The organism is Saccharothrix sp. HUAS TT1 (assembly GCF_040744945.1).
Lineage (GTDB): Bacteria > Actinomycetota > Actinomycetes > Mycobacteriales > Pseudonocardiaceae > Actinosynnema.
In genome coordinates this window covers 1,323,201-1,348,103 of the sequence record NZ_CP160453.1, presented here as the reverse complement: position 1 = coordinate 1,348,103, position 24,903 = coordinate 1,323,201, and the positions used below count along the sequence as shown (strand labels likewise).

Here is a 24,903-nt window from a genome sequence, read left to right as displayed (position 1 = left end):
TGCTCATCCTCGTGAGATCGCTTCACCAGCGGTGCTGGTCTCGCTGGGCTTGGTCTGACCGGGCGTGGTCTGGTCGAGCGCCCGCAGGCGCCGGGCGGGGGTGCCCGCCCACACCTCGAAGGGCGGAACGTCGGAGAGCACCACGGCGCCCATGCCGACCAGGGCGCCCGCGCCGATGGCGAGCCCCTCCCGGACCAGCGCGCCGCTGCCCAGGTAGGCGGCTTCGCCCACGGTCACGCCACCGGCCAGGGCGACCCGGGCGGCGAACGTGACGTGATCGGCGACGGAGTCGTCGTGGGTGATGGTCACGTGCGGCATGACCACCACGTGCGACCCGATCACCTGCGGCGCGGTGACCGCGACGAACGCGAGCAGCACCGAGCCGGAGCCGATCTCGACACCGGGCGCGACACTGGCCATCGGGTGCACGACGGTGGCGTAGCGCTCCGCGGGCAGGCCGAGCCGCGCGGCGATCTGCCGGCGGCTGGCCTGGTTGCGGGTGCTGGCCGTGCACAGCACGACCCGCGCGTCCGGGTGGTCGGCGACGGCGGCCGACGGCCCGAGCACGGGCACGCCGTCCACCAGCTCGCCGTGCCGCGCCTCGTTGTCGTCGAGCAGGCCGAGCACGGACCAGCGCGGGCTGACGGCGTTGACCGCGGCGACCGCGGCCAGCACCTCCCTGGCCAGTCCGCCCGCGCCGACGAGCAGCAGTGGCGCAGCGGTCACTTCGACCCTCGGAGCACCGCGCCCAGCGCGCCGACCACGGTGTCCTGCTCCGCCTCGGTCATCTGGTGGAACAGCGGCAGGATCACCGAGCGCCTGGTCAGGTGCTCGGTGACGGGCAGGTCGACGTCGCGCTGGGCGGCGTAGGCCGGTTCCAGGTGCGAGGCCATGATGCCCCGCCGGGCCGACACGCCCCGCTCGGCCAGACCGGCCAGCACGTCCACCGAGGCGCCGGCGAAGTCGTCCGGCAGCACCACCCAGAACGACTGGTAGTTGGTCGTGCCGTGGTCCGGGTCGCCGACGCAGCGCAGGCCGTCCAGCTCGCCCAGCAGCTTGTGGTAACGCCCGGCCAGCTCGCGCCGCTTGGCGATCACGTCGGCCAGCTTGCGCAGCTGGATCAGGCCGACCGCGGCCTGCATGTCGGTCATCCGGAAGTTGAAGCCGACCTCTTCGTACTCCTCCAGCTTCACGCCGCCGGCCGCGTGCCGGTCCGCGGCGGACATGCTCATGCCGTGCTCGCGCAGCTTGCGCAGCCGGGCCGCCCACTCGGCGTTCTCGGTGGTGACCATGCCGCCCTCACCGGTGGTGAGCAGCTTGCGCGGGTGGAACGACCAGGCGGCGAGCCCGGCGCCGGAGCTGACCGGCCGGCCGCGGTAGGTCGAGCCCGCCGCGCACGCCGAGTCGTGCACCAGCGCGATGCCGCGCTTGTCGCACAGCGCCTGCACCGAGTCCACGTCGAACGGCACGCCGCCCTGGTGCACCGCGATGACGGCGGCCGTGCGCGGCGTGACCACCGCGTCCACGGTCTCCGCCGTGACGTTGCCGGTCAGCGGGTCGACGTCGGCGAACACCGGGGTGGCGCCCACGTACTTCACCGCGTTCGCGGTCGCGATGAACGAGAACGACGGCACCACGACCTCGTCGCCGGGGCCGACGCCGAGCAGGTGCATCGACAGGTGCAGGCCGGTGGTGCAGTTCGACACCGCGACGCCGTGCGCGGCGCCCGCCGACTCGGCGAACGCCTGCTCGAACGCGGCGACCCGCGGTCCCTGCGCCACCCAGCCGGAGCGGACGACCTCGGCCGCGGCCAGGGCCTCCTCCTCGCCGAGGAACGGCCGGATCACCGGGATCATCGCTGCGCCTTCCACCACGTGACCAGGTCCGCCAGGCCCTCGTCCAGCGAGATGGTCGGCTTCCAGCCGAGGTCGCGCTCGGCGGCGGAGATGTCGGCCAGCCTGCGGGTGACGGAGTTCACCGACCGGGCCGGGCCGAACTCCAGCGGCACCGTGGAGCCCATCACCCGCTGCAGCGCCTCGGCCAGTTCCAGCAGCGAGGTCTCGGTGGCGGTGGCGATGTTGTAGACGGTGTCGGTGACGTCGGCCTCCGCGGCCAGGATGTTGGCGCGGGCGATGTCGCGCACGTCCACGAAGTCCATGGTCTGCTGGCCGTCGCCCAGGATCAGCGGCGGCTCACCGGCCTCGATCTTCTCCATCCACCGGATCAGCACCTCGGTGTACTTGCCGTGCGCGTCCATCCGCGGGCCGTACACGTTGAAGTAGCGCAGCGCCACGTAGTCGAGGTCGCTCATCGCCTTGAAGCTGCGCAGCATGCCCTCGTTGAACGCCTTGGCCGCGCCGTAGAACGTGTCGTTGTTGTACGGGTGGTGGCGCTCCGTGGTCGGGAACTCCTCGGCCAGCCCGTACACCGACGCCGTGGACGACGCGATGACCTTCTTCACTCCCGCCTCGACCGAGGCTTCGACGATGTTGAAGGTGCCGTCGACCAGCACCTCCAGCGCGACGCGCGGCTCGGCGGCGCAGCGGGTGATGCGCAGCGCGGCGAGGTGGAACACCAGGTCGGCGCCCGCGATCGTCGACTTGACGAGCGGGATGTCGCGGATGTCGCCCTCGACGAGCTTGACCCTGTCCGGCGCCTGCTCCAAGGCGGTGGCCAGGTTCTCCACCCGGCCCCGGCTCAGGTCGTCGATCACGACGACCTCGCGCGCGCCCGCGGCCAACAACTGGTCGACCACGTGCGAGCCGATCGTGCCCGCGCCGCCGGTCACCACGGCCCGCTGGTCGGTCAGGTCCATCAGAGAACTCCTCCGTTCACGTCCGACAGCGGCACGAACGTGCCACCGGCGGCAAGGCTGGCCGACGCGGCCTCCAACTGGGCCAGGACCCGCAGTCCCGAGCGCCCGTCGGTCAGCGGCGCCCGCTTCTCCAGGATCGACGCGGCGAACTCGGCCATTACTCCGCGCAGCGCCTCGCCGCCGGGGAGGGCGGGCGCGACCATGTCGCCGATGCGGTAGGAGACGCGCACGCTCTCGTCGTCGGGCCGCTCGATGCCGCGGTCGTAGACGGCCAGCGGCTGCGTCGGGTCGAGGTCGTTCCACACGGCCGTGCGGTTGGAGCCGCCGACGATCATCGTGCGGATCTTGGTGGGGGACAGCCAGTTCACGTGGGCGTGCGCGATGGAGCCGTTGGACAGCTGCACCGACAGGTACGCCACGCAGGCGCGGCCGACGCCCGCCGGGTCCGAGCCGTGCGCGGCCACGGCCACCGGGCGCACGCCCTCGGGCAGGATCGTGTCCAGGATGGACAGGTCGTGCGGCGCGAGGTCCCACAGCACGTCGATGTCGGGCTGGACCAGGCCGAGGTTGATGCGCACCGAGTCGATGTACTGGATGTCGCCCAGCTCGCCGCCGCGCACCAGCTCGCGCAGCCTGCGCACCACCGGCGTGTAGCAGAACGTGTGGTCGAGCATCAGCGTCAGGCCGCGCTCCTCGGCGGCCGTGACCAGCCGCAGCCCGTCGGCGTAGGACGAGGCCAGCGGCTTCTCCACCAGCACGTGCTTGCCCGCTTCCAGCGCGGCGAGCGCGACCCGGAGGTGGGTCGCCGCGGGGGTGGCCACCGCCACCGCCTCGACCTCGGGGTCGGCCAGCACCTCGTCGAGGGAGGCCGTCACCCGCACGGTGCTGTAGCCGCCCAGGACGCTGCGGGCGCGCTCGACGTCGAGGTCGCACAGCGTGACCAGGCGTAGCTCAGGGGTCGCCTGAACGTTGCGCACCAGGTTCGGGCCCCAGTAACCGGCGCCGATGACGGCCACACCAACCATCGAAATCCTTCCCGAGTTCGAGGATCACCAGCACGACCGCGGTCGGCGAAGACGCCGGGCACCTGTCCGTGCGGCGGCTGGGAGTACCCGAGGCAGTGTAGATGCCCGGCGTTGCAGTACTCTCCGAGCCATCTCGTCCACCCCCCTGCTGCGGTAACTGGAGACCTCTTGTGACCGACTGGTCGGAAGTGTGGCTCGTCGTCCCGGTCTACAACGAGGGACAGGTCATCGAGGACGTCGTCAGGCACGCGCGGCAGACGTTCCCGAACGTGGTGTGCGTGGACGACGGCAGCAAGGACGACTCCGCGGCGGGCATCCGGGCCGGTGGCGCGCACCTCGTGCAGCACCCGGTGAACCTGGGCCAGGGCGCGGCCATCCAGACGGGCGTCGAGTACGCCCGCAAGCAGCCGGGCGCCGAGTACTTCGTCACCTTCGACGCCGACGGCCAGCACCGCGTCGAGGACGTGCTGGCGATGCTGGAGCGCCTGCGCTCGGAGCCGGTCGACATCGTCGTCGGCACCCGGTTCCACGTGGACAGCGAGACCGCGCACATCCCGTGGATCAAGCGGGTGGTGCTGAAGACGGTGGTGATGCTCAGCCGCCGCACGCGCAGGCTCGGGCTGACCGACGCGCACAACGGCCTGCGGGTGTTCAACCGCACGGTCGCCGAGCAGATGAACATCACGCTGAACGGCATGGGCCACGCGTCGGAGATCGTGGAGATGATCGACCACCGCAAGTGGCGCGTGGTCGAGGAGCCGGTGACGATCCTGTACACCGAGTACTCGATGGCCAAGGGCCAGTCGCTCATCAACGGTGTGAACATCCTGTTCGACACCATGCTCAAGAGCAAGGCGCACTGATCATGCTGATCCAGTACATCCTGGTCCTGTTCTCGATCGCCCTCCTGCTGCTGTTCCTGCGCAAGAGGGGCACGTCGAAGTCGGCCGCGGGCGTGAAGCTCGCGTTCATGCTCTTCGTGGTGTTCGGGGTCTACGCGGTGCTGCGCCCCCAGGACGTGACCGTGGTGGCGGGTTGGCTCGGCGTCGGCCGCGGCACCGACCTGCTGCTGTACGCGCTGGTCGTGGTCTTCACCTTCGCCACCCTGAACGCCTACCTGCGGTTCAAGGAGCTGGAGCTGCGGTACGCGCGGCTCGCCCGTGCGATCGCCCTGCGCCAAGCCGAGCCCCCGGTGGCTGTCGGTGACAGCCCTGCGTCCGCGGAGAAGCCGTGAGCGTCCACTTCGTCGTCCCCTACTACCTCGACCCGCGGTTCCTGATCGAGCTGGTCGACAGCGTCCGCGCGCAGACCAGCGACCGGTGGCGGCTGACCATCGCCGACGACCGGTACCCGGACACCACGGCCGAGGAGTACGTGCGCGCGCTGGGTGACGAGCGCATCGAGTACACCCGCAACGAGCGCAACCTCGGCGCCACCGCCAACGTGTCCCGGTGCATGACGCTGGGCCGCGAGGAGTACCTGGTGGTGATGGGCGCGGACGACGCCCTGGAGCCCCGGTACGTCGAGGTGGTGCTGGACACGTTCGAGCGACACCCGAACGCGGTGATGGTGCACCCCGGCGTGATCGTGGTCGACGGCGAGGGCAAGCCGACCGACAGCCTGGCCGACAAGATCAAGCGGGTGGCCGCCCGGTCGGCGTGGAAAGAGGGCGAGCTGGACGGCCCGGCCGCCGCGCAGAGCCTGATGAACGGCAACTGGCTGTACGTGCCCGCCATGGCGTTCCGCAACGACGCCGTGCCGAGGATCAAGCGGCTCGGCGAGTTCGGCTCGATCGCGGACCTGGCGTGGTCCATCGACATGCTGATCGGCGGCGGCACGCTGGCGCTGGACCCGACCCCGGTGTTCCGGTACCGCAGGCACGCGTCCAGCCACTCCTCGATCGGCGCGCACGGCGTGCGGCGGTTCGACGAGGAGCAGCGCTACTACGCGGCGGCGGCCGAGCAGCTGGCCAAGGCGGGCTGGCACAAGGCGGCGCGCGCCGCGCGGCTGCACCTGCTGTGCCGGGGCCACATCACCAAGTCGGCGCTGGACGCCGCGGTGGCGCGGGACCTGAAGCTGGCCAAGTCGCTGGCGGGTCGGGCGATCCGCCGGGTCTGAGCCCGGTTGCGAGGCGCGGACCGGGCCGCTCGCCCGGTCCGCAGCACTTCCCGGTCGACTAGCTGTTCTCCCTGGTCAGCGGGGTCTCCTCGACCCGCTGCGCCGACGCCTGGCGCAGCGCGGACCGCAGGCCGAGCAGCATCACCAGCAGGGTCAGCGACGGGCCGACCGTCTGCGCCAGCGCCGCGATGAACGGCGGGTCGCCCGGCAGCGCCACCATGGCCAGCGTCACCGCCGACCCGACCGCCCAGCCGAGCGTGATGGTCTTGTCCCGGCGCAGCGCCACCAGCGCGGGCTGCGCGGCGAACGCGGCGATCAGGATGACCGTGCTGACCGCCAGCAGCACGGTGACCACGGTGTCCGGGTCGACCCTGGTCCCCATGAACGTGCGCAGCAACCACGGCCCGAGCAGCGTGAACCCCACCGCGTACACCACGCCGAGCCCGCTGAGCACGGCCAGCGCCAGCTTCACCCGGCGCGCCACGAACCCGTAGTCGCCCTTCGTGGCCGCCGCCGTCAGGCTGGGCAGCAGCATGGTCTGGATCGGGAACACCAGCAGCAGCGGGATGCGGGCGACCACCACGGCCTGGCCGAACGCCAGCGCCACCACGCTGTCCAGCGGCAGCCGCGAGCTGACCGCCAGCGGCGCCAGGTTGGGCAGCAGCTGGGCCAGCAGGGTGGCCACGGCCAGCGCCGCCAGGCCCTTGCCCATCGGCGGCACGGCGGCCGTCGCGGTGTCCGGCGCGGACCGCACGCCGCGCAGCCAGACGAGCCCGACCAGCGTCGCGAGCACCGATCCGCCCAGGTAGGCGAGCCCGAACAGCCAGGCGTCGGACACCTGGAGCACGACCAGCAGCCCGCACAGCGCGAGCCGGACGCCGCCCTCGACGGTGAGCGTCATCGCGTAGCCGCTGAACCGCTGCAGGCCCGCGAGCAGGCCGCGCACCACGCTCAGCGCCGCGATCAGCACCGGCGTGGCCAGCACCTCGGCGAACAGCGCCCAGTCGCCGCCCAGCGTCCGGTCCACCAGGAACGGGGCGAGCAGCAGGAGCGCCGCGACGACCACGGCCACCAGGCCGCCGCCCGACGCGCACACCCGGCCGACCACGGTCCGCACGGCCTGCCCGGAGGCGACGGCGCTGCTGGCGGCCCGGCTGGTCACCTGTTCGAGCGCGGCGAAGACGCCCGGCCCGATCACGTTGACCACGAAGTACAGGGTCACCGCGAGGTTGGCCTGGTCGGTGCTCAGCGTGTGACCCGTGAGCGCCACGAACAGGTAGCCGGCCAGGCCGAACACGCCGAGGCCCGCGGCCATCTGGACGGGTGGGCTGAAGAGCCGCCGGAGGCTCATCGACGTCGACACCCGGCACACGTTAAGGGGACGGGCCGGGCCGCCGACCGACCGGGTGCTCTCAGCGGGACGCCACCACGCCACCGGCGTCGCACGCGGCCAACCGGTACAGCTTGATCGAGCCCTGCTCGGCCACCAGTTCGAACGCCGGGTCCGCGGCCGAGACGCGCAGGCCCGGGTACTGCTTGGTGCGCGCGTCCCACGGCCAGAACGTGCGGTTGGCCATGAGCAGGTACTCCACGCCGAGCCGGTCGGCCGCCCGGCACACCTCGGGGTCGCGGCCGGCGTCGTCCAGGTTGTCCGCCAGGTACTTCTGGTCGGCGCTCCAGGCGATGTTGACGTGCGGGAACAGCGACCGGCGGCCCACCTCGGCGAGCATGGTGGCGCTGCCGTCCCACGGGTTGTTCGCCACCAGGGCGCCCTCGGGCAGCTTGTCCCGCAGCTTCGGCGTGAACGCCTGCTCGGCCGGGTCGACCATGGTGCCGGTCTTCGGCACCGGCTCGACCGCGTACGACCCGGCCACCGTGCGCACGTTGTGCCCGACGTAGAAGAACCTGGTCAGCGGCACCAGCGCGAGCAGCACCACCAGGCTCAGCACGGTGGGCGTGCGCAGCAGCGACCGGCGCGGGTCGACACCGGCGGCTTCGAGCTGCGCGGCCCCGGGCACCACCATCCCCGGCGGCACGGTCGCGGCGGGCGCGGGGACCTTGGCCAGCAGCGCGCCCAGGTGGTCGGCCAGCCGGGTGATGCCGAGCACGGCCAGCGGCACGGTGGTCAGCGGCAGCATCGCGGCCAGCCGGTACGAGTCGTTGTACCAGTAGCCGGTGATGAACTGGGTGCTCTGCCGGTTGAGCGAGGCGGTCACCAGGTAGAGGAACGCGGTGCCGGCGAACGCGACCACCAGCCACCGGCTGGTCCGCAGCCGCCACGCCACCACGGCGCCGACGACCGCCACCACGGACAGCGCCCACAGCGCGGGCTTGCCGTTCGGCGCGCTGAGCAGCACCTCGCCGATGGCCTGCGACGGCGTCTCGAACGGCGCCCAGTACTGGCTGCGCACGTCGGCGAAGGCCGCCGCGTTCGCCACGTACCACCAGGCGGCGGCGAAGAGGAGCACGGCGGTCCCGACACCGGCCAGCGCCCGGCCGGTGCGCCCGGCGCGGCGCAGCCTGATCGCCCACCGCAGGGTGCTGGTGGCGATCGGGAACACCGCCACCGCCACGAAGCTGAACACGGCGTTCGGGTGGGAGAAGCCGCAGGCGATGAGCACCAGCGGCGCCAGCGCCATGGCGCGGCGCCTGCCGATGACGTCCTCCCGGGCCAGCGACACGGCGGCGAGCACCATGGCGACGCCGGCGGGCGCGAGGCCGAGGCCGAGCAGGTTCGGCCACAGCACGCCGAAGCCGAGCAGGCCCCACGGGAACGCGGTGAACGCGACGCTGACCGCGCCGGTGACCGCCATCGCGGCGGTGGACCGGCCGATGAGCTGGCGCACCAGCAGCATGCAGCTCAGCGGCCACACCAGCACCGAGATGACGCCCGCGACGACGTTGGCCGCCGCCGTGATCGGCACGCCGGTGCTCAGCACGACCAGCGAGGTCAGCCCGTGCCAGCCCGCCGGGTAGAACGCGGGCGGGGTGGCCGGGTTGCCCAGCGTGCCCATGGTCAGCGACGAGGCGTCACCGGAGTCGAGGATGTACGCGAGCGCGCTGTAGTGGAAGACCGCGTCATAGGTCTGCGACAGCTGCTCGGGCTGGCCGACGCCCTTGACCAGCACGTAAGACCCGATCACGAACGCGGGCAGCAGGCCGAGCGCGGCGGCGGCCAGCACCCGCGGCGGGTCCGTCCGGCGCGGTGGCGCGACCCGCCGCAGCAGCAGCGACACCACCACGGCCAGCGCGACCACCACGGCGGTGGCGACCAGCACCACGAGCACCGACCACCGCACGCCCAGCTTGCCCGCGATCACCGCGGTGAACGACACGACGAGCATGCTCAGCGTCGGCGCCATCCCCCAGGCCGACAGGCCGCGCAGGCCGATCGCGTACGACAGCGCCGCCCCCGGGCCGACCAGCCAGGCCGCGGCGACGAACGCGGCCGGCACCACCTCGAACCAACTCATGTCCCCTGCTGCCCCACCGTCGTCGAGATGCTTGGAGGCATTCCACCGGTGGACGGACGTGCTCGAACACCGGACAGCGCGAAGGTGGCGGTGCACGGCGCTGTGACATGTGGTAAGCCCTCAGCGCGCAGTGTACGGACGCGGGTTCCCGCGCCGCCTCCAGGTCGCGCGGACCGGCGTGCCGCCCGCCCGTCCCGGTGAGGGGTGGGTCACCGCCGGACCGGACATCCGGCGCGACTACCCTCGGGTGGCGTGAGCTTCGCAGGGTATGACCTGATCGTGGTGGGTTCCGGTTTTTACGGCCTGACCGTCGCCGAGCGCGTCGCGAGCCAGTTGGGCAAGCGGGTGCTGGTGCTGGAACGCCGCTCGCACATCGGCGGCAACGCCTACTCGGAACCCGAGCCGGAGACGGGCATCGAGGTGCACCGCTACGGCGCGCACCTGTTCCACACCTCCAACCAGCGCGTGTGGGACTACGTCAACCAGTTCACCGACTTCACCGGCTACCAGCACCGGGTGTTCGCCATGCACGCCGGCCAGGCGTACCAGTTCCCGATGGGGCTCGGCCTGATCTCGCAGTTCGTCGGCCGCTACCTGTCGCCGGACGAGGCGCGGGCGTGGGTCGCCGAGCACGCCGCCGAGATCGACCCGCGCAACGTGCGCAACCTGGAGGAGAAGGCGATCTCGCTGATCGGTCGCCCGCTCTACGAGGCGTTCGTGCGCGACTACACGGCCAAGCAGTGGCAGACCGACCCGAAGGAGCTGCCCGCGGCGGTCATCAGCCGCCTGCCGGTGCGCTACAACTTCGACAACCGGTACTTCAACGACACCTACGAGGGCCTGCCCGTCGACGGGTACACCGCGTGGCTGGAGCGGATGGCCGAGCACCCGGGCGTCGAGGTGCGGTTGGACACCGACTTCTTCGACGTGCGCGACGAGATCCCCGAGGGCACGCCGGTCGTCTACACCGGACCGGTCGACCGCTACTTCGACTACAGCGAGGGCCGGCTCGGCTGGCGCACCCTGGACTTCGAGCAGGAAGTGCTGCCGACCGGTGATTTCCAGGGCACCCCGGTGATGAATTACAACGACGCCGACGTGCCTTTCACCCGCATTCACGAGTTCCGCCACTTCCACCCCGAGCGCGAATACCCGACCGACAAGACGGTCATCGTGCGCGAGTTCTCCCGGTCGGCGGACGCGGACGACGAGCCGTACTACCCGATCAACACCGCCGAGGACCGCGCCAAGCTGGAGCGCTACCGCGAGCTGGCCAAGAAGGAGGCGGCCGGGAACAACGTCCTGTTCGGCGGGCGCCTCGGCACCTACAAGTACCTCGACATGCACATGGCCATCGGGTCCGCGCTGACCGCGTTCGACAACCGGATCGCGCCGCACCTGGTCGACGGCACGCCGCTGGACGGCAGCCTCGACTGATCAACCCGGTCACCGGGCGGCGGGCGGGATCGGCGGGACGCGGTATCGTCGATCCCACCCGTGGCCGCCTCGACCGGTGGTCGGATTCGCCCACAGCTGATTCGAACCGCCGCCCCCGCGCGGTTCGCCGGAGGAAACCCGTGACCGAGCAGAGTGCCGTCGATTCGGCCTCCCCGACCACTGAGCACAGCGGCGGTTTCGCACCGGCGCAGGTCCTCCAGCGGGTGATCCTCCCGCGTGACGAGGACCCGCTGGACGTCCGCCCGCTGTACCTGGACGAGCCGGACAGCGTGCACTCGCACGTGTCCTCGCGCCGGGCGGTGACCGTGCCGCCCTCGGCCAAGGTGTCGTTCGCCTCGTACTTCAACGCGTTCCCGGCCAGCTACTGGAAGCGGTGGACGGTGGTGGAGGAGGTCGTGCTCCGCCTGTCCGTGCGCGGCGCCGGCCGGATCGACGTCTACCGCTCCAAGCCCAACGGCGACAGCATCCACCTCGACGGCAGGCCGGTCCGCGCCGAGGGCGGGCCGAGCACGCTGGAGTTCCGGATCAGCCTCAAGCCGTTCGAGGACGGCGGCTGGATCTGGTTCGACGTCTTCACCGACGACAGCACGCTGGAACTGGTCGAGGGCGCCTGGACGACCGACTCGCCGCTGCCCGCGCAGAAGGTGGCCATCGGCATGACCACCATGCGCCCGGTGGACGCGGTCATCGCGCTGCGGGCGCTGGGCGAGGACCGGGCCGTGCTGGACGTCGTGCAGAAGGTGTTCGTCGCCGACCAGGGCGCGGTCAAGGTGCGCGACACCGAGGGCTACGCCGAGGCGGTGCGCCTGCTCGGCGACAAGCTGGAGGTCATCGAGCAGGAGAACCTGGGCGGCTCGGGCGGCTTCACCCGCGGCCTGTACGAGGCGATCGAGCACACCGACGTCGACCAGATCATGCTGATGGACGACGACATCCGGCTGGAGCCGGACGCCGTGCTGCGGTCCAACGCGTTCGCCCGCGCGGCGGCGCAGCCGGTCATCGTCGGCAGCCACATGCTGAACCTCCAGGCCCGCGCCCGGCTGCACAGCATGGGCGAGGTCGTGGACCTGGCGAGCTGCTTCTGGCGGGCCGCGCCCGGCGCGGTCACCGACCACGACTTCGCCACCGAGTCGCTGCGCGACACCGAGGAACTGCACCTGCGCATCAACTCCACCTACAACGGCTGGTGGATGTGCCTGTTCCCGCGCGAGGTGGTGCAGCGCACCGGCTACCCGCTGCCGCTGTTCATCAAGTGGGACGACGCGGAGTACTCGCTGCGCGCCCTGGAGAACGGCTACCCGACGGTGTCGCTGCCCGGCTCGGCCGTGTGGCACATGCCGTGGACGGACAAGAACGACGCCACCGACTGGCAGGCGTACTTCCACACCCGCAACCGGCTGGTGATGGCCGCGCTGCACAGCCCGTACGACATCCGCTCCACCCTGGTGAAGCAGGGGCTGAAGCTGTCGCTGCGGCACCTGCTGTCGATGGAGTACTCGACCGTCGCGGTGCAGCAGAAGGCGATCGAGGACTTCATCGCCGGGCCGGACAAGCTGTTCGAGTCGCTGCGCACCGCGCTGCCGGAGATCCAGAAGCTGCGCAAGACCTACAGCGACGCCCAGGTGTCGGAGTCGGCCCGGGAGTTCCCGCCGCCCACGTTCGACATGGTGCGCGCGGAGGCGATGCTCAAGCCGCCGCTGGGCACCGCGGCGACCGCCGCCAAGGCGTCCAAGGCGCTGCTGCACAACCTGCGCGCGCCGCAGCAGGAGGCCGGGCACCGGCCGCAGATCAACGTGCCCGCGACCAGCGCCCGCTGGTTCCTGCTCGGCAACCTGGACAGCGCGACGGTGTCCAGCGCCGACGGCAGCGGCGTCGCGTTCCGCAAGCGGGACCCGAAGGAGTTCCGCCAGCTCATGGCCAGGGTGGTGCGCAACTACCGGCGCCTCGGCCAGGAGTGGCCGCGGCTGAAGAAGGTCTACCGGGACGCGCTGCCCGAGCTGACCTCGGTCGAGTCGTGGCGCAAGGTGTTCGAGAACAGCTGAGCCGGAGGGCCGGGCGGTGCGTGCGGTCGACGCGCGCACCGCCCGGCCCGCTCACTCGAAGTGCGCGGCCACGACGTGGCTGAAGTTGACCACGAACTCCTTGCCGTCCGCAGTCTGCACGGCTTGCGTGTGGCCGTTGCGCACGACCTGGATCAACCGCGACCCGAGGTCGGCGGCGGTCTCCTCGGACACCTTGATCGAGATCGGGTTCGGGTTGGCCGCCAGGTGCAGCACCAGCGAGGTCTTACGCGCTTCAGAAGTCATGCCGCACAGCCCACCAGCGCCCGTCTGACCAGGCAAGACGGGTTCGCCATCAGCGATTCCGCGCGGAGCTGAACGCGAGCGGCTACTTGCGGAAGAACCGCTCCCGCTGACCGAGCCGGACCAGCTTCAGCCACTCCGCGAACGCCTTCGGGTCCCGGCGCACGCCGATGAAGTACAGCCCGAACCGGAACGCCTCCAGCAGCCCCAGCTTGCGCATCCCCGGCTGGGACAGCAGGTAGCCGCGGTTGCGGTAGGTGTAGTACCGCTTGACCGCGTTCTCCGGGTCCTGCGCGTGGAACCGCCCGCCGAGCATCGGCTTGAACTCGTCCGAGCCGTCCGGGTGCAGGTAGGTGACCCGCAGCGAGGTGCCGAACGGCAGCCCGGTGCGCACCAGCCGGCGGTGGATCTCCACCTCGTCGCCGCGGAAGAACAGCCGGTAGTCCGGCACGCCGATGACGTCGACCGTGGACGCCCGGAACAGCGCGCCGTTGAACAGCGACGCGATGCCGGGCAGGAAGTCGGAGCCCAGCTCGGCGGCGTTGCGCTTCCAGGTCAGCCCCCGCCGCAGCGGGAACGCCAGCTTCTCCGGCCGCTCGATGTTCGCCACCACCGGCGAGATCGCGGCCAGGTCGCGCCGCTCGGCCTCCTCTAGCAGCACGGCGAGCACGGTCTCGTCCGCGGGCCGCCCGTCGTCGTCGGCCAGCCACAGCCAGTCCGCGCCGAGCGAGAGGGCGTGCAGCATCCCGAGCGCGAACCCGCCCGCGCCACCGAGGTTGCGGTGCGAGGCCAGGTAGGTGGTGGGGATGGGGGACTGCGCGACCAGGTCGTCCACCGGCTGGTCCGGCCCGTTGTCCACGACCACCAGGTGGTCCAGCGGCCGGGTCTGCGACGCCAGCACCTTCAGCGAGTCGGCCAGCAGCTCGCGCCGGTGCCGGGTCACCACGACCCCGACCACGGAGCCCTTCGGCAGTGCGCTCACCAAGCTCACCTACTCGCCACCGTTCCCGCTCAGCACCCTCGGCTGACCGATCCGCTCCAGCGTCTGCGCGCTCAGGTGCTCGAACGGGTCACGGCCCTTGTAGGAGGTGACCACGTCGCGCAGCGAGCCGTGCATCTTGACCTGACCCTCGTCCATCCAGATGGCCGTGCTGCACAGCTCCACCAGGAAGTCGTCGGAGTGCGAGGCGAACACCAGGATGCCCGACCGCTTCACCAGGTCGTTCAGCCGGTCCCGCGCCTTCTCCAGGAACGCCGCGTCGACCGCGCCGATGCCCTCGTCCAGCAGCAGGATCTCCGGGTCGATCGAGGTCACCACGCCCAGCGCCAGCCGCACCCGCATACCGGTCGAGTAGGTGCGCAGCGGCATGGACAGGTAGTCGCCCAGCTCGGTGAACTCGGCGATGTCGTCGACCCGCTTCTCCATCTCCTTGCGGCCCATGCCGAGGAAGAGGCCGCGGATCATGATGTTCTCGTACCCGGAGATCTCCGGGTCCATGCCCACGCCGAGGTCGAACACCGGCGCGACCTTGCCGATGATGCGCGAGCTGCCCCGCGTGGGCTCGTAGATGCCCGCGAGCAGCCGCAGCAGCGTGGACTTGCCCGCGCCGTTGTGGCCGACGAGGCCGACCCGGTCACCGTGCTGCAGCGAGATGTTGATGTCGTGCAGCGCTTCGATTATCGGCACCCGGCCCTCGGAGCCGATCTTGCCGCCGACCTTGCCCAGCGCGAGCTTCTTCAGCGACCTCGACTTGGCGTCGAAGATCGGGAAGTCGACCGAGGCGTTCCAGACGTCGATGCTGACCATGATGTGTTTGCGGCCTCACTCAGACCCAGTAGGAGACGCGGGCACGGTAGTTGCGCATGGCGACCAGCGCCAGCGCCCACCCCACGACGGTGAACGCGCCGACGACGACCCAGTGGTGCCAGTCCTGGGCGTGCCCGAGCAGGGGCGCCCGGACGATCTCCACGAAGTGGAAGATGGGGTTCAGCTCGGCGATCAGCACCCGCCAGTCGTTGCTGCCGCCCTCGCCGCCGGTGACCTTGTTGAGCACGCCGACGTGCCAGACGATCGGCGTCATGAAGAACACCAGGTTGATGAAGCTGTTGATGACCGGCGGGATGTCCCGGAACCGGGTGCTGATGATGCCGAACAGCAGCGCCACCCACACCGAGTTGACCACGACCAGCGCGAAGGCGGGCACGGCCAGGAGCATGGTCCACGACAGGCCGGGCTGGTCGGTCGTGTCGCCCGCCATCCGGTACCCGTCCGCGAGCGTCGGGAAGTAGATGGCCAGCACGATCAGGTAGACCACGAGGTTGTGCGCGAAGAACAGCACCTGGCGCCACACCATGCGCAGCACGTGCACGGTGATCGGGGAGGGCAGGTGCTTGATCAGCCCCTCGTTGGAGATGAACACCTGGGTGCCCTCGGTGACCACGCCCAGGATGAAGTTCCAGATGACGAACCCGGCCGTCACGTACGGCAGGAACGTGGCGATCTCCTGGTTGAACAACTGCGAGTACAGCAGGCCGAGCGCGAGGGCCGTGGTGCCCATGGAGATCGTGATCCACAGCGGGCCGATGACCGACCGGCGGTACCGCTGCTTGATGTCCTGCCAACCGAGGTGACCCCACAGCTCCCGCTGTTGCCACGCGTCCCGCACGTCGCCGAACGCTCGGGCGAAGGTGCGCGAGTTGGGCGCCAGGGGAGCGGTTGGCCGCTCGACCGTACTCGTGGGTTGCACGAGTGATGAGACTACCGGCGGCGGGGTGGTGACCCTGTCGCCGGGCTGTCACGGTGCGGTCACCGCTGCGCGTCGGGGTGCCGTTCCGGTCGCCCCGAGGTGACCCTTTGGTAGTTGGGTGCTCACGCGCGGTAGTCGGTCGGGTCGGCGGGGCTCCCGGCGCGACCCGACCGACCGTCACAGGTACTGGCCGGTGCCCCTGATGTGCGGGGTCTCCGGGCCGTCGGCCGCGCCCGAACCGGCGGGCAGCGCCCGGCCGCGCATCTGCTCCAGCTGGACCCTGGCCGCCATCTGCTGGGCGAACAACGCCGTCTGGATGCCGTGGAACAGGCCCTCCAGCCAGCCGACCAGCTGCGCCTGGGCGATCCGCAGCTCCGCGTCCGAGGGGGTGCCCTCCTCGGTGAACGGCAGCGACAGCCGCTCCAGCTCGTCGCGCAGCTCCGGCGCCAGGCCGTCCTCCAGCTCGTCGATCGACCGCTTGTGGATCTCCTTGAGCCGGTTGCGGCTGGCCTCGTCCAGGGGCGCCGCGCGCACCTCCTCCAGCAACTGCTTGATCATCGTGCCGATCCGCATGACCTTCGCCGGCTGCTCGACCAGGTCGGTCACGTCCTGACCGGGGTCGTCGCCCGCCGGCACCCGCGCGGCGCCGACCGGCGCGCCGTCCGGGCCGACCACGACCACGTGCCGCTCGTCGTCCACCTGATCACCTCGGTGTGCCTCGCTCATGCCCCCCATCCTGGCCCGATCGGGTGGTCCGCGCCGAACCGGGTCGCGGATCGGGTGGTGAACCGCCGGCCCCTGGCTGTCGCGCGCGCCGACGTCCTCCGTACGGTGTGGGGCATGGCGTTCGACGTCGCCCGGGTCCGTGGGCTGTTCCCCGCGCTCGGCGACGGCTGGGTTCACCTGGACGCTCCGGCGGGGATGCAAGTACCCGAACAGGTGGCCACGGCCGTCTCCACCGCGCTGCGCGCACCCGTCTCCGGGCCGGGTGGCATCTTCCCCGCCTCGCAACGCGCCGAGGCCATCGTGGACGCGGCCAGGCGGGCCGTCGCCGACCTGGTCGGCGCCGACCCGGCGGGCGTCGTGCTCGGCCCCAGCTCCGCGGTGCTGCTCCAGCGGCTGGCCGACGCGCTGTCCGAGGGCTGGTTCCTCGGCGACGAGGTCGTGGTGTCCCGGCTGGACCACCCGGCGAACATCGCGCCGTGGCAGCGGGCGGCGCAGCGCACCGGCAGCGTGGTCCGGTGGGCCGAGGTCGACATCGAGACCTGCGAGCTGCCCGCGTGGCAGTACGACGAGCTGGTCACGCCCAAGTGCAAGCTGGTCGCGGTGACCGCCGCGTCCGGCTCCGTCGGCACCCGGCCGGACCTGCGCAAGATCGCCGAGGCCGCGCGCCGCACGGACGCGCTGGTCGTGGTGGACGCCTCGTCGGCCGCGCCGTTCGTGCCGCTGGACATCACCTCCATGGACGCCGACGTGGTGGCCGTGTCGGCGAACAACTGGGGCGGCCCGCCGGTCGGCGCGCTGGTGTTCCGCGACCCGTCGATGCTCGACCTGCTGCCGTCGGTCGCGGTCGAGCCCGGCGCGCGGGGTCCCGAACGCCTCGAACTGGGCCCGCACGCCTACCCGCTGCTGGCCGGTCTGGTGGCATCGGTGGAGTACCTGGCCGGTTTGGACGACGCCGCGGTCGGCCCGCGCCGGGAGCGGGTGCTCACCTCGCTCGGTTCGGTGAAGGCCTACCAGGCCGGACTTCTGGCTAATCTCATCAACGAACTGCGATCGCTCCGTCACGTCATGGTGATCGGCGACGCCATGCGCCGGGTGCCCGCGCTGGCGTTCACGGTGGCCGGCGTGAAGTCGACCGACGGCGTCGAGCACCTGTCCGAGCGCGGCGTGTGCGCGTTCGCCGACTCGGGGCAGCACGGGGTGTTCTCGGTGCTGGGGGTGGGCGAGGTCGGCGGCGCGATCCGCGTCGGCCTGGCGCACTACACGAACGCGGTGGAAGTGGACGAGCTCGTGCGGGCGGTCGCCGAGCTGGGGTGAGACCGGGGGGCTCGGTGGACGACCTGCTGTCACGGGAGCTCGCCGACCTCGCCGCACTGCACCGCCTGGCCCCGCTGATGTCGGAGTACCTGCCCAACACCGCGCACGAGCTGCGCCCGGCCGCGCTGGCGGCCGTGGTCGACGAGGTGCTGCTCGGGTCGCGGACGGTGCTGGTGGAGTGCGGGTGCGGCGCGTCGTCGGTGGTGCTGGCCCGGCTGCTGGCCCGGCGCGGCTTCGGCCACCTGCTGTCGGTCGAGCACGACGAGCGCACGGCCGCGTTCGTGGCCAGCCAGCTGCGCCGGGAGGGGCTCGGCCACGTGGCGCGCGTCGTGCACGCGCCGCTGACCCCGCACCCGGCCGCGCTCGGGAACGCCCAGTGGTACCACCCGCAGCTCGTGCACGACGAGGTGTCGGCCTACGTGGAGCGGTTCGGCCTGGTCGACCTGCTGCTGGTGGACGGCCCGCTGCCGGCCGACGCCCGGTACCCGGCGCTGCCGGTGCTGCGCGGCGTCCTCGCGCCGGGCGCGGCGGTGCTGGTGGACGACGCCGAGCGGCCCGGCGAGCAGACCGTGCTGGTGCGGTGGGCCGAGGAGTTCGCGCTGCGCTTCCGCACCACGCCCCGCACCTTCCTGGCCACCGCGACCGCGTTGGACCCGACGTCGTGACGCCCGGCCCCGACGTGGCGCTCAGACCTTGAGCACGACCTTGCCGAACACCCCGCCGCCCTCCAGCGCGCGGTGGGCGTCGGCGGCCCGCTCGATCGGCAGCACGTCGTGCACGATGGGCTTGACCTGCCCGGACGCGATCAGCGGCCACAGCCGCTCGCGCACCTCGGCGACGATGCGGCCCTTGCCGCTGGGCCCGTCCACCGGCCGGAACCGCAGCCCGGTCGCCGTCACGGTGGCCCGCTTGGACAGCAGCTTGCCGATGTTCAGCTCGCCCTTCACCCCGCCCTGCATGCCGATCACGACCAGCCTGCCGTCCGGCGCGAGCACGTCGACGTTGCGGTCCAGGTAGGCGCCGCCCATGTTGTCCAGCACCACGTCGGCCCGGCCGACCTCGGCCACGAAGTCCTGCTCGCGGTAGTCCACCAGCACGTCCGCGCCCAGCTCGGCGCACCGCCGGAGCCGGTCGGCCGAACCCGCGGTGACCGCGACCCGCGCGCCGAGCGCCTTGGCGACCTGGATGGCGTGCGTGCCGATGCCGCCCGCGCCGCCGTGCACGAGGAACGTCTCACCGCTCTTGAGACCCGCGACCATCACGACGTTCGACCACACGGTGCACGCGACCTCGGGCAGCGACGCCGCCGTCACCAGGTCGACGCCCTCGGGCACCGGCAGCAGCTGGGCGGCCGGGACGACGACCCGCTCCGCGTAACCGCCGCCGGCGAGCAGCGCGCACACCTCGTCGCCGACGCCCCACCCCGTCACGCCCTCGCCGAGCGCGGCGACCGTGCCCGAGCACTCCAGGCCGGGCACCTCCGACGTGCCCCTCGGCGGCGGGTAGTGGCCCTGGCGCTGGAGCAGGTCCGCCCGGTTCACCGCGGTCGCGGCCACGTCCAGCAGCACCTCGCCCGGCCCCGGTTCGGGATCCCGAACCCCGGTCCACGTCAGCACGTCCGGTCCGCCGGGTTCCCGAATGGTGATCGCGCGCATGGCCCCGACGGTAATCCGGTCGCACGACGGCCGCGCGGTCGCCACCATCGACGGGCATGGACCACTGGCCGCTCCGGGACCTGGTGCTGCGGACGCCGCGCCTCGAACTGCGCCCGGACGACGACGAGGGCCTGGCCGAGCTGGCCGACCTGGCCCTCGACGGCGTCCACCCGCCCGACCGGATGCCGTTCGGCGTGGAGTGGACCGACGCGCCGCGCGACCGGCTCGGCGTCAACACCCTCCAGCACCACTGGCAGGCGCGGTCGGCGCTGACCGCGCAGCGGTGGACGGTGAACTTCCTGGTCCGGCTGGCCGGCCGGGTGGTCGGCGTGCAGTCGCTCGGCGCCGACGGCTTCCCGGTGCTGCGCGAGGTCACCAGCGGGTCGTGGCTCGGGCTGCGGCACCAGGGGCGCGGCATCGGCACGGAGATGCGGGCGGCCGTGCTCGCGTTCTCGTTCGACCACCTCGGGGCGGTGCTGGCGCGGTCGAGCGCGTTCGACGACAACCCCGAGTCGCACGGCGTCAGCCGCAAGCTCGGCTACCTGCCGGACGGCACGTTCCGGCAGGTCCGGCGGGGTGAGGCGGCCCAGCAGACCCGGCTGGTGGTGACGCCGGGCACGTTCCGTCGGCCGGGGTGGGAGTTGGCGGTGGAGGGTGTCACGCGGTGCTTGCCCCTGCTCACTGGGTGCGAACCCACCGAGTGACGGATTGCGCTCGTCCGCGTGACTTGTGAGGGTTCGGCATCCGAGTGAAGGGGAACTCGATCATGTCAGCAAGAACCGGGATTCGACGCGCGGCCATCCTCGCGGCGTCCGCATCCCTCGCGCTGGTGGCCGTGCCCACCGTCAACGCCGCACCGGCGAAGTCGCTCGACGGGCCGAAGCTCGCCAAGAACCTCGTCAAGGACGTGACGCTCGAAGGCGTCAACCGGCACCTGATCGCCTTCCAGCGCATCGCCGACCGCAACGACGGCAACCGGGCCGCCGGCACGTCCGGCTACGACGCCAGCGTCGAGTACGTGGCGGGCAAGCTGCGCGGCGCGGGCTTCGAGGTGTCGACGCCGGAGTTCACCTACCCGGTCCAGATCACCGACGCCGCCGTCGCCGAGGTCGGGGCCACCACCTACGAGAACATCCCGCTGGAGTTCTCGCCGCAGACGCCCGCCGGCGGTGTCACCGGCCCGCTGCGCGTGGTGCCCGAGGACGCGACGCCGGGCTGCGAGGCGACCGACTTCGCCGGCCAGGACTTCACCGGCTCGATCGCCCTGATCCGCCGCGGCGCGTGCACGTTCGACATCAAGCACCGCAACGCGGCCGCCGCCGGCGCCATCGCGGTGATCATCTCGAACAACGCCGAGGGCCCGCTGTCCGGCGTCACGCTCGGCTCGCCGGGCGTCGTGCCCACCGGTGGCGTCAGCCGGGCCGACGGCACCGCGCTGGCCCAGCTCGGCGGCCAGCCGGTCACCGTCGACCTGCGGTACCACGAGGAGGACCGGGTCTCGCGCAACGTCATCGCGCAGACCAAGACCGGTCGCAAGGACAACGTCGTGATGGCGGGCGCGCACCTCGACAGCGTCGAGAACGGCGCCGGCATCAACGACAACGGCACCGGCTCGGCCGGCCTGCTGGAGACCGCGCTGCGGCTCGGCGGGTCGCCGAAGGTCAACAACGCGGTCCGGTTCGGCTGGTGGGGCGCGGAGGAGCTGGGTCTCGTCGGCTCCACGAAGTACGTGCAGGCGCTGACGTTCGAGCAGCAGCTCGACATCGCGCTGTACCTGAACTTCGACATGATCGGCTCGCCGAACGCGGCGTACTTCGTCTACGACGGCGACGACTCCGACGCGGTCGGCGCGGGCGCGGGCCCGTACGGCTCGGGCCAGATCGAGCAGGCGTTCACCGACTACCTGACCGTGGCCAAGGGCGTGCAGACCGAGGGCACCGACTTCACCGGTCGCTCGGACTACGGCGAGTTCATCGCGCAGGGCATCCCGGCCGGTGGCCTGTTCACCGGCGCCGAGGGCGTCAAGACCGAGGCGCAGGCGGCGAAGTGGGGCGGCACGGCGGGCGTCGCGTACGACCCCAACTACCACGGCTCGGGTGACAACCTGGGCAACGTGGACCGGACCGCCCTGGACCGCAACTCCGACGCGGTGGCGTGGGTGACGGCGTCCTACGCGATCAGCACGGAGAGCGTGAACGGCGTCCCGTCGCGGGCCAAGCGCGCCGACGCGCGTGCCGCGGCGAAGCGCTCGCTGCACGTGGCGGAGCACCACTCGCACGCCGACGTGGCGTAAGGCACGAGGTCCGGATCGGGGCGGCCCACCACGCGGTGGGCCGCCCCGATCCGCGTCGCGAACCCGGTCGTCGTCCGCCATGCCGTGCCGTGGACGTCCCTACACTGTGAAGATGCTGAACGAGCAGGGGCTGAGCGTCGAGAGCATCATGAAAACGCCCGCTGCTTCGGGCGCTCCCAACGGCTGGGTCGTCATGACCCCCGACGACTTCTCGGACATCACCCCCGACAAGGACCTGACCGGTTTCTTCAACGGCGGCGAACCGCAGTGGGAGGCCGTGGTCCACCCGCGCCTCCGGCGGCTCCAGATCACCGATTCGCTGCTGGACCGGACCCGGCGGAGGATCAGGGAGGGTCGGGCAGGCATCGAGCTGGTGATCGGGCCGACCGGGGAGGGCAAGTCGACGGCCCTCCGCCAGGCCGCCGCCGTGCTGGCCCGGGACGACGGGCGCACGGTCCTGTGGCGGCAGCGGCACGACGCCGTCCTCACCCAGCAGGTGCTGGACGCGGCGAGGGACCACGGCCCGGGCGCCGTCCTGGTCTCGGACCACGCGCAGCTGCTGCTGGAATCGCTGCACAAGCTGGTCAAGGGCGACCACATCCCGGCGTCCAGCGGCCTGCAACTGCTGCTGGCGAGTCGCGACACGGACTGGACCCGGCGGGTCCGCGAACTCGGCTTCAAGATCAACCCCGTCGAGGCGTGGAAGAACAAGGGGCCGCTGATCTCGACCAAGCACCCCTTCGGCCGGGTGTCCGAATCGGATGCCCGACGGATAATCCAGAGCTGGCGCGCTCTCGAACCGGTCGAGCCCGACGTCATCCAGGGCTTATCGGACGGCGACGCGGCCAAGCTGCTCAGCGAGCGGAGCGCTCACGCCTCTTCCCGTTCCGGGGCGCTGCTCGGCGGGCTGCTCGCCGTCCGGTACACGCCCGAAGAACTGCGGGCCCACCTCGTCGACCTGCTGGAGTCCCTGTCCCAGGACGTGACCCCGGGCGACATGACGCTCGCGGACGTGGTCATCGTCCTGTCCCTGGTCGACGTCGCCGGGCTGGACGGCATCCCCAGCAGCGTGATCGCCGGCTTCTGCGACGTCGAGGAGTCGAGCTTCCGCAGCAAGGTGGCCAACCGGCTGGGGCGGGAGGCCGTCGCCAACTACGGCGACGACATCATGCGGCCCCGGCACCCGATGGTGTCGGAGGCGGTCTACGGCATCGCCATGTCGGACGAGAGCGACCTGGCGGTCGAATCCGCGGGGTTCCACCTGCTCGAGGTGATCGAGCGGTTGGGCGGGGGCGGGAACCTGAAGGACGGGGCCGGCCAGGTCTTCGGGATCGGCCGCGAGCTGTACAAGGCCGCGGTCCCGCGAAGCCTCGGCCCCCGGTCGCGCCTGTTCGGCATCGCCCTGGCGCGCCGGGCGTGCGAGCTGAGACCGCAGGCCCTCGCGAACCACATGGCCCTGTCCGAGTGCCTCCGCCTCGACGGCCAGGCCCGGCGGGCGGTCATCGACGTCTGGACCCCGCTGGCCCCGCTGCTGCTCCAGAAGAAGAAGTGGCTGGACTGGAACAAGAACTCGCGGACCGCGCTCAACGAGTTCGCCATCACCGCGAGCCTGGCGGGCGACGAGGTCGAGGCGGCGATCCTGCGGATAGCGGCGCTGTCCGACGAGTTCCGCGGCAACAAGGTGCTGGAGGAAGGTGAAGCCTCGTTCTCGCTGGCCGGGCTCACGCTGCACCTGTCCAGGCTCTACGCGGAGCACCGGGAGCCGTGGCTGGCCGAGGCGCTGGCGAAGGTGCACGGTTGCGTCCTGGCCTGCTTCCCGTACGACGACAGGGCCGTCAAGATGGCGGAGGACAGCCTGCGCGACGCCGGCGTGAGGACGAGGTCCTTCAGCGCTCCCGGCGACTTCCCGGAAACCCTCGACCTCACCATGGCGCGGATGTCCTCGTTCGAAAGCGACTACCTGGACATCCAGGAGTGGAACCTGCACCTGAACTTCACGGACCTCCGCAAGCTCCTGGCGGAGAGCTTCGAGGAAGGCGATGCCTGACCCGTTCGGCGGTCCGGCACTCACCGGCCTGGCCGTGGCCGCGCTGAGCGGCTTCGCCGCCGTCGCGTTCTCCTTCACGGCAGCGACGAGCACGACAGCCCCCACCCCGACCGGCGCCGCTCCGACGCCCGCCGTGCCGATCCAGGTGGTGGTGCCGACAGCGACCACCCCCTCCGGCTCCATCACGCCCAAAGACTTGTTGGTCCCCCTCGGCACCCTCCTCGGCGCGGCCCTGGGCTTCGGCGGAGCCGTCACAGGAGCCCGCTTGAGCGCCAACGCGCAGGACCGGCGCGCGCGCCAGGACGCCGAGGTCAAGCGGCAGGAGGAGGAGCGGGCCCGCACCGTCAAGCGGCTGGAAGCCTTCGCCGAGCAGGCCAACACCCTCATGGGCGACGCCGCCACGCTCGCCAACTCCGAAGCCGAGGAGTGGAACGGTCCCACCACCGCGACCCGGGAGGCCCTGCGACTGCGCGCCGCCCAGATGCTCGGCACCGGCCACCTCCTGGACCCCACCGTCGAGGAGCCCGTCCGGAAGTTCATCGTCTCGGTGCTGGAAATCGGCAACTCCCCCACCGCCGCCCAGGCGAGGCAGGCGGCCCAGCGCTGCGGCGCCAACTTCGAAGCGCTCATGCGCGTCATCGGCGGCGAACTGAAATCCGCAAAGACCCCGACCGGTGCGGTCGAGAAGACCCGGGGGTGAGCCTCCCGCGAGGCGGCGGTGGCTCCCGTGGACCCACCGCCCTCCTCGCGCTCGCGGAAGCGGAGGGATTTGAACCCCCGGACGGTTGCCCGTCTCCCGCTTTCAATGCCGGCCCTCCCCGTCCAGGACCGTTCAGATTCCACCGTTCCCGCAGCTCACGGGGCTAGGACCGTTCATCGTGGTTCATGCCAGTCCAGCCCTGTTGCTACACCGGTAGCTACACCTGGCC

At 71.6% G+C, this 24,903-nt stretch carries 23 protein-coding genes; 11 read left to right on the top strand and 12 right to left on the bottom strand.

Features of this window, described 5'->3' with window-relative positions; translation table 11 throughout:
* Positions 1–3: 3 nt before the first annotated feature.
* Genes AB0F89_RS06615 through AB0F89_RS06600 form a run of 4 tightly spaced genes read right to left on the bottom strand, consistent with a single transcriptional unit; the run spans position 4 to position 3,840 of the window.
* Entirely contained in the window at positions 4–726 is a 723-nt protein-coding gene (locus AB0F89_RS06615) for a NeuD/PglB/VioB family sugar acetyltransferase (protein WP_367133601.1), read from the bottom strand.
* Positions 723–1,856 carry a DegT/DnrJ/EryC1/StrS family aminotransferase gene (locus AB0F89_RS06610; protein ID WP_367133599.1) on the bottom strand — a complete coding sequence of 378 codons (1,134 nt, stop codon included), beginning with the start codon at positions 1,854–1,856 and terminating at the stop codon, positions 723–725. The genes AB0F89_RS06615 and AB0F89_RS06610 overlap by 4 nt, the downstream gene beginning before the upstream one ends.
* A complete protein-coding gene (locus AB0F89_RS06605) occupies positions 1,853–2,815 on the bottom strand; it encodes an SDR family NAD(P)-dependent oxidoreductase (protein ID WP_367133597.1) in 963 nt (320 codons plus the stop codon). The genes AB0F89_RS06610 and AB0F89_RS06605 overlap by 4 nt, the downstream gene beginning before the upstream one ends.
* The gene (locus AB0F89_RS06600; protein ID WP_367133595.1) at positions 2,815–3,840 is read right to left on the bottom strand and encodes a Gfo/Idh/MocA family protein; all 1,026 of its coding nucleotides are present in this window, start codon (positions 3,838–3,840) and stop codon (positions 2,815–2,817) included. Before AB0F89_RS06600 ends, AB0F89_RS06605 begins: the two co-directional genes overlap by 1 nt.
* A gap of 170 nt (positions 3,841–4,010) precedes the next feature.
* Between AB0F89_RS06600 and AB0F89_RS06595 the strand changes: the two genes are divergently transcribed.
* From AB0F89_RS06595 to AB0F89_RS06585, 3 genes are read left to right on the top strand one after another with little or no spacing between them, the layout of a single operon-like run.
* Positions 4,011–4,703, top strand: a complete 693-nt coding sequence (locus AB0F89_RS06595; RefSeq protein WP_367133593.1) for a glycosyltransferase family 2 protein — start codon at positions 4,011–4,013, stop codon at positions 4,701–4,703.
* Between the two features lie 2 nt (positions 4,704–4,705).
* Positions 4,706–5,074, top strand: a complete 369-nt coding sequence (locus tag AB0F89_RS06590; protein ID WP_367133591.1) for a DUF2304 domain-containing protein — start codon at positions 4,706–4,708, stop codon at positions 5,072–5,074.
* Positions 5,071–5,958: a glycosyltransferase gene (locus tag AB0F89_RS06585; RefSeq protein ID WP_367133589.1), complete on the top strand. Its 888-nt coding sequence runs from the start codon at positions 5,071–5,073 to the stop codon at positions 5,956–5,958. Before AB0F89_RS06590 ends, AB0F89_RS06585 begins: the two co-directional genes overlap by 4 nt.
* Positions 5,959–6,016: 58 nt before the next feature.
* On the opposite strand, the gene AB0F89_RS06580 is transcribed toward AB0F89_RS06585, so the two are convergent.
* Positions 6,017–7,321, bottom strand: coding sequence for a lipopolysaccharide biosynthesis protein (locus AB0F89_RS06580; protein ID WP_367133587.1), 1,305 nt, complete (start codon positions 7,319–7,321; stop codon positions 6,017–6,019).
* Between the two features lie 49 nt (positions 7,322–7,370).
* Positions 7,371–9,431 (bottom strand): DUF6541 family protein, encoded by a 2,061-nt coding sequence (locus tag AB0F89_RS06575; RefSeq protein WP_367133584.1) that lies wholly within the window; start codon positions 9,429–9,431, stop codon positions 7,371–7,373.
* A gap of 252 nt (positions 9,432–9,683) precedes the next feature.
* Between AB0F89_RS06575 and glf the strand changes: the two genes are divergently transcribed.
* Together glf and AB0F89_RS06565 are read left to right on the top strand one after the other, a co-directional pair.
* Positions 9,684–10,868, top strand: a complete 1,185-nt coding sequence (glf, locus tag AB0F89_RS06570; RefSeq protein ID WP_367133582.1) for a UDP-galactopyranose mutase — start codon at positions 9,684–9,686, stop codon at positions 10,866–10,868.
* A 140-nt stretch (positions 10,869–11,008) separates the two neighbouring features.
* Positions 11,009–12,931 (top strand): glycosyltransferase, encoded by a 1,923-nt coding sequence (locus AB0F89_RS06565; protein WP_367133580.1) that lies wholly within the window; start codon positions 11,009–11,011, stop codon positions 12,929–12,931.
* A 51-nt stretch (positions 12,932–12,982) separates the two neighbouring features.
* Here the strand turns inward: AB0F89_RS06565 and AB0F89_RS06560 are convergent, their stop codons facing one another.
* From AB0F89_RS06560 to AB0F89_RS06540, 5 genes are all read right to left on the bottom strand, one after another.
* Entirely contained in the window at positions 12,983–13,195 is a 213-nt protein-coding gene (locus tag AB0F89_RS06560) for a hypothetical protein (protein ID WP_367133578.1), read from the bottom strand.
* Positions 13,196–13,277: 82 nt separating this feature from the next.
* Positions 13,278–14,174 (bottom strand): glycosyltransferase, encoded by an 897-nt coding sequence (locus AB0F89_RS06555; RefSeq protein WP_367133576.1) that lies wholly within the window; start codon positions 14,172–14,174, stop codon positions 13,278–13,280.
* A gap of 9 nt (positions 14,175–14,183) precedes the next feature.
* A complete protein-coding gene (locus tag AB0F89_RS06550; protein ID WP_367133574.1) occupies positions 14,184–14,999 on the bottom strand; it encodes an ABC transporter ATP-binding protein in 816 nt (271 codons plus the stop codon).
* Positions 15,000–15,018: 19 nt separating this feature from the next.
* Complete coding sequence (locus AB0F89_RS06545) at positions 15,019–15,939, bottom strand: ABC transporter permease (protein ID WP_367133572.1); 921 nt, start codon at positions 15,937–15,939, stop codon at positions 15,019–15,021.
* 177 nt (positions 15,940–16,116) lie between these two features.
* A complete protein-coding gene (locus AB0F89_RS06540) occupies positions 16,117–16,665 on the bottom strand; it encodes a bacterial proteasome activator family protein (RefSeq protein ID WP_367133570.1) in 549 nt (182 codons plus the stop codon).
* Positions 16,666–16,779: 114 nt separating this feature from the next.
* Between AB0F89_RS06540 and AB0F89_RS06535 the strand changes: the two genes are divergently transcribed.
* Positions 16,780–17,979 (top strand): cysteine desulfurase-like protein, encoded by a 1,200-nt coding sequence (locus AB0F89_RS06535; protein WP_367133569.1) that lies wholly within the window; start codon positions 16,780–16,782, stop codon positions 17,977–17,979.
* 14 nt (positions 17,980–17,993) lie between these two features.
* Positions 17,994–18,644, top strand: coding sequence for a class I SAM-dependent methyltransferase (locus tag AB0F89_RS06530; protein ID WP_367133567.1), 651 nt, complete (start codon positions 17,994–17,996; stop codon positions 18,642–18,644).
* Positions 18,645–18,665: 21 nt separating this feature from the next.
* Here AB0F89_RS06530 and AB0F89_RS06525 read toward each other — a convergent pair whose 3' ends face one another.
* On the bottom strand, positions 18,666–19,634 hold the full coding sequence (locus AB0F89_RS06525) for an NAD(P)H-quinone oxidoreductase (protein ID WP_367133565.1): 969 nt from the start codon (positions 19,632–19,634) through the stop codon (positions 18,666–18,668).
* Positions 19,635–19,690: 56 nt separating this feature from the next.
* On the opposite strand from AB0F89_RS06525, the gene AB0F89_RS06520 reads away from it, so the two are divergent.
* The 4 genes from AB0F89_RS06520 to AB0F89_RS06505 all read left to right on the top strand — a co-directional run bounded on the left by AB0F89_RS06520 (position 19,691) and on the right by AB0F89_RS06505 (position 24,674).
* Positions 19,691–20,338, top strand: coding sequence for a GNAT family N-acetyltransferase (locus tag AB0F89_RS06520; protein ID WP_367133563.1), 648 nt, complete (start codon positions 19,691–19,693; stop codon positions 20,336–20,338).
* Between the two features lie 62 nt (positions 20,339–20,400).
* Positions 20,401–21,927, top strand: a complete 1,527-nt coding sequence (locus AB0F89_RS06515) for a M28 family metallopeptidase (RefSeq protein ID WP_367133561.1) — start codon at positions 20,401–20,403, stop codon at positions 21,925–21,927.
* 112 nt (positions 21,928–22,039) lie between these two features.
* Positions 22,040–23,974 carry a hypothetical protein gene (locus AB0F89_RS06510; RefSeq protein ID WP_367133559.1) on the top strand — a complete coding sequence of 645 codons (1,935 nt, stop codon included), beginning with the start codon at positions 22,040–22,042 and terminating at the stop codon, positions 23,972–23,974.
* On the top strand, positions 23,967–24,674 hold the full coding sequence (locus AB0F89_RS06505) for a hypothetical protein (RefSeq protein WP_367133558.1): 708 nt from the start codon (positions 23,967–23,969) through the stop codon (positions 24,672–24,674). Before AB0F89_RS06510 ends, AB0F89_RS06505 begins: the two co-directional genes overlap by 8 nt.
* Positions 24,675–24,903 lie beyond the last annotated feature (229 nt).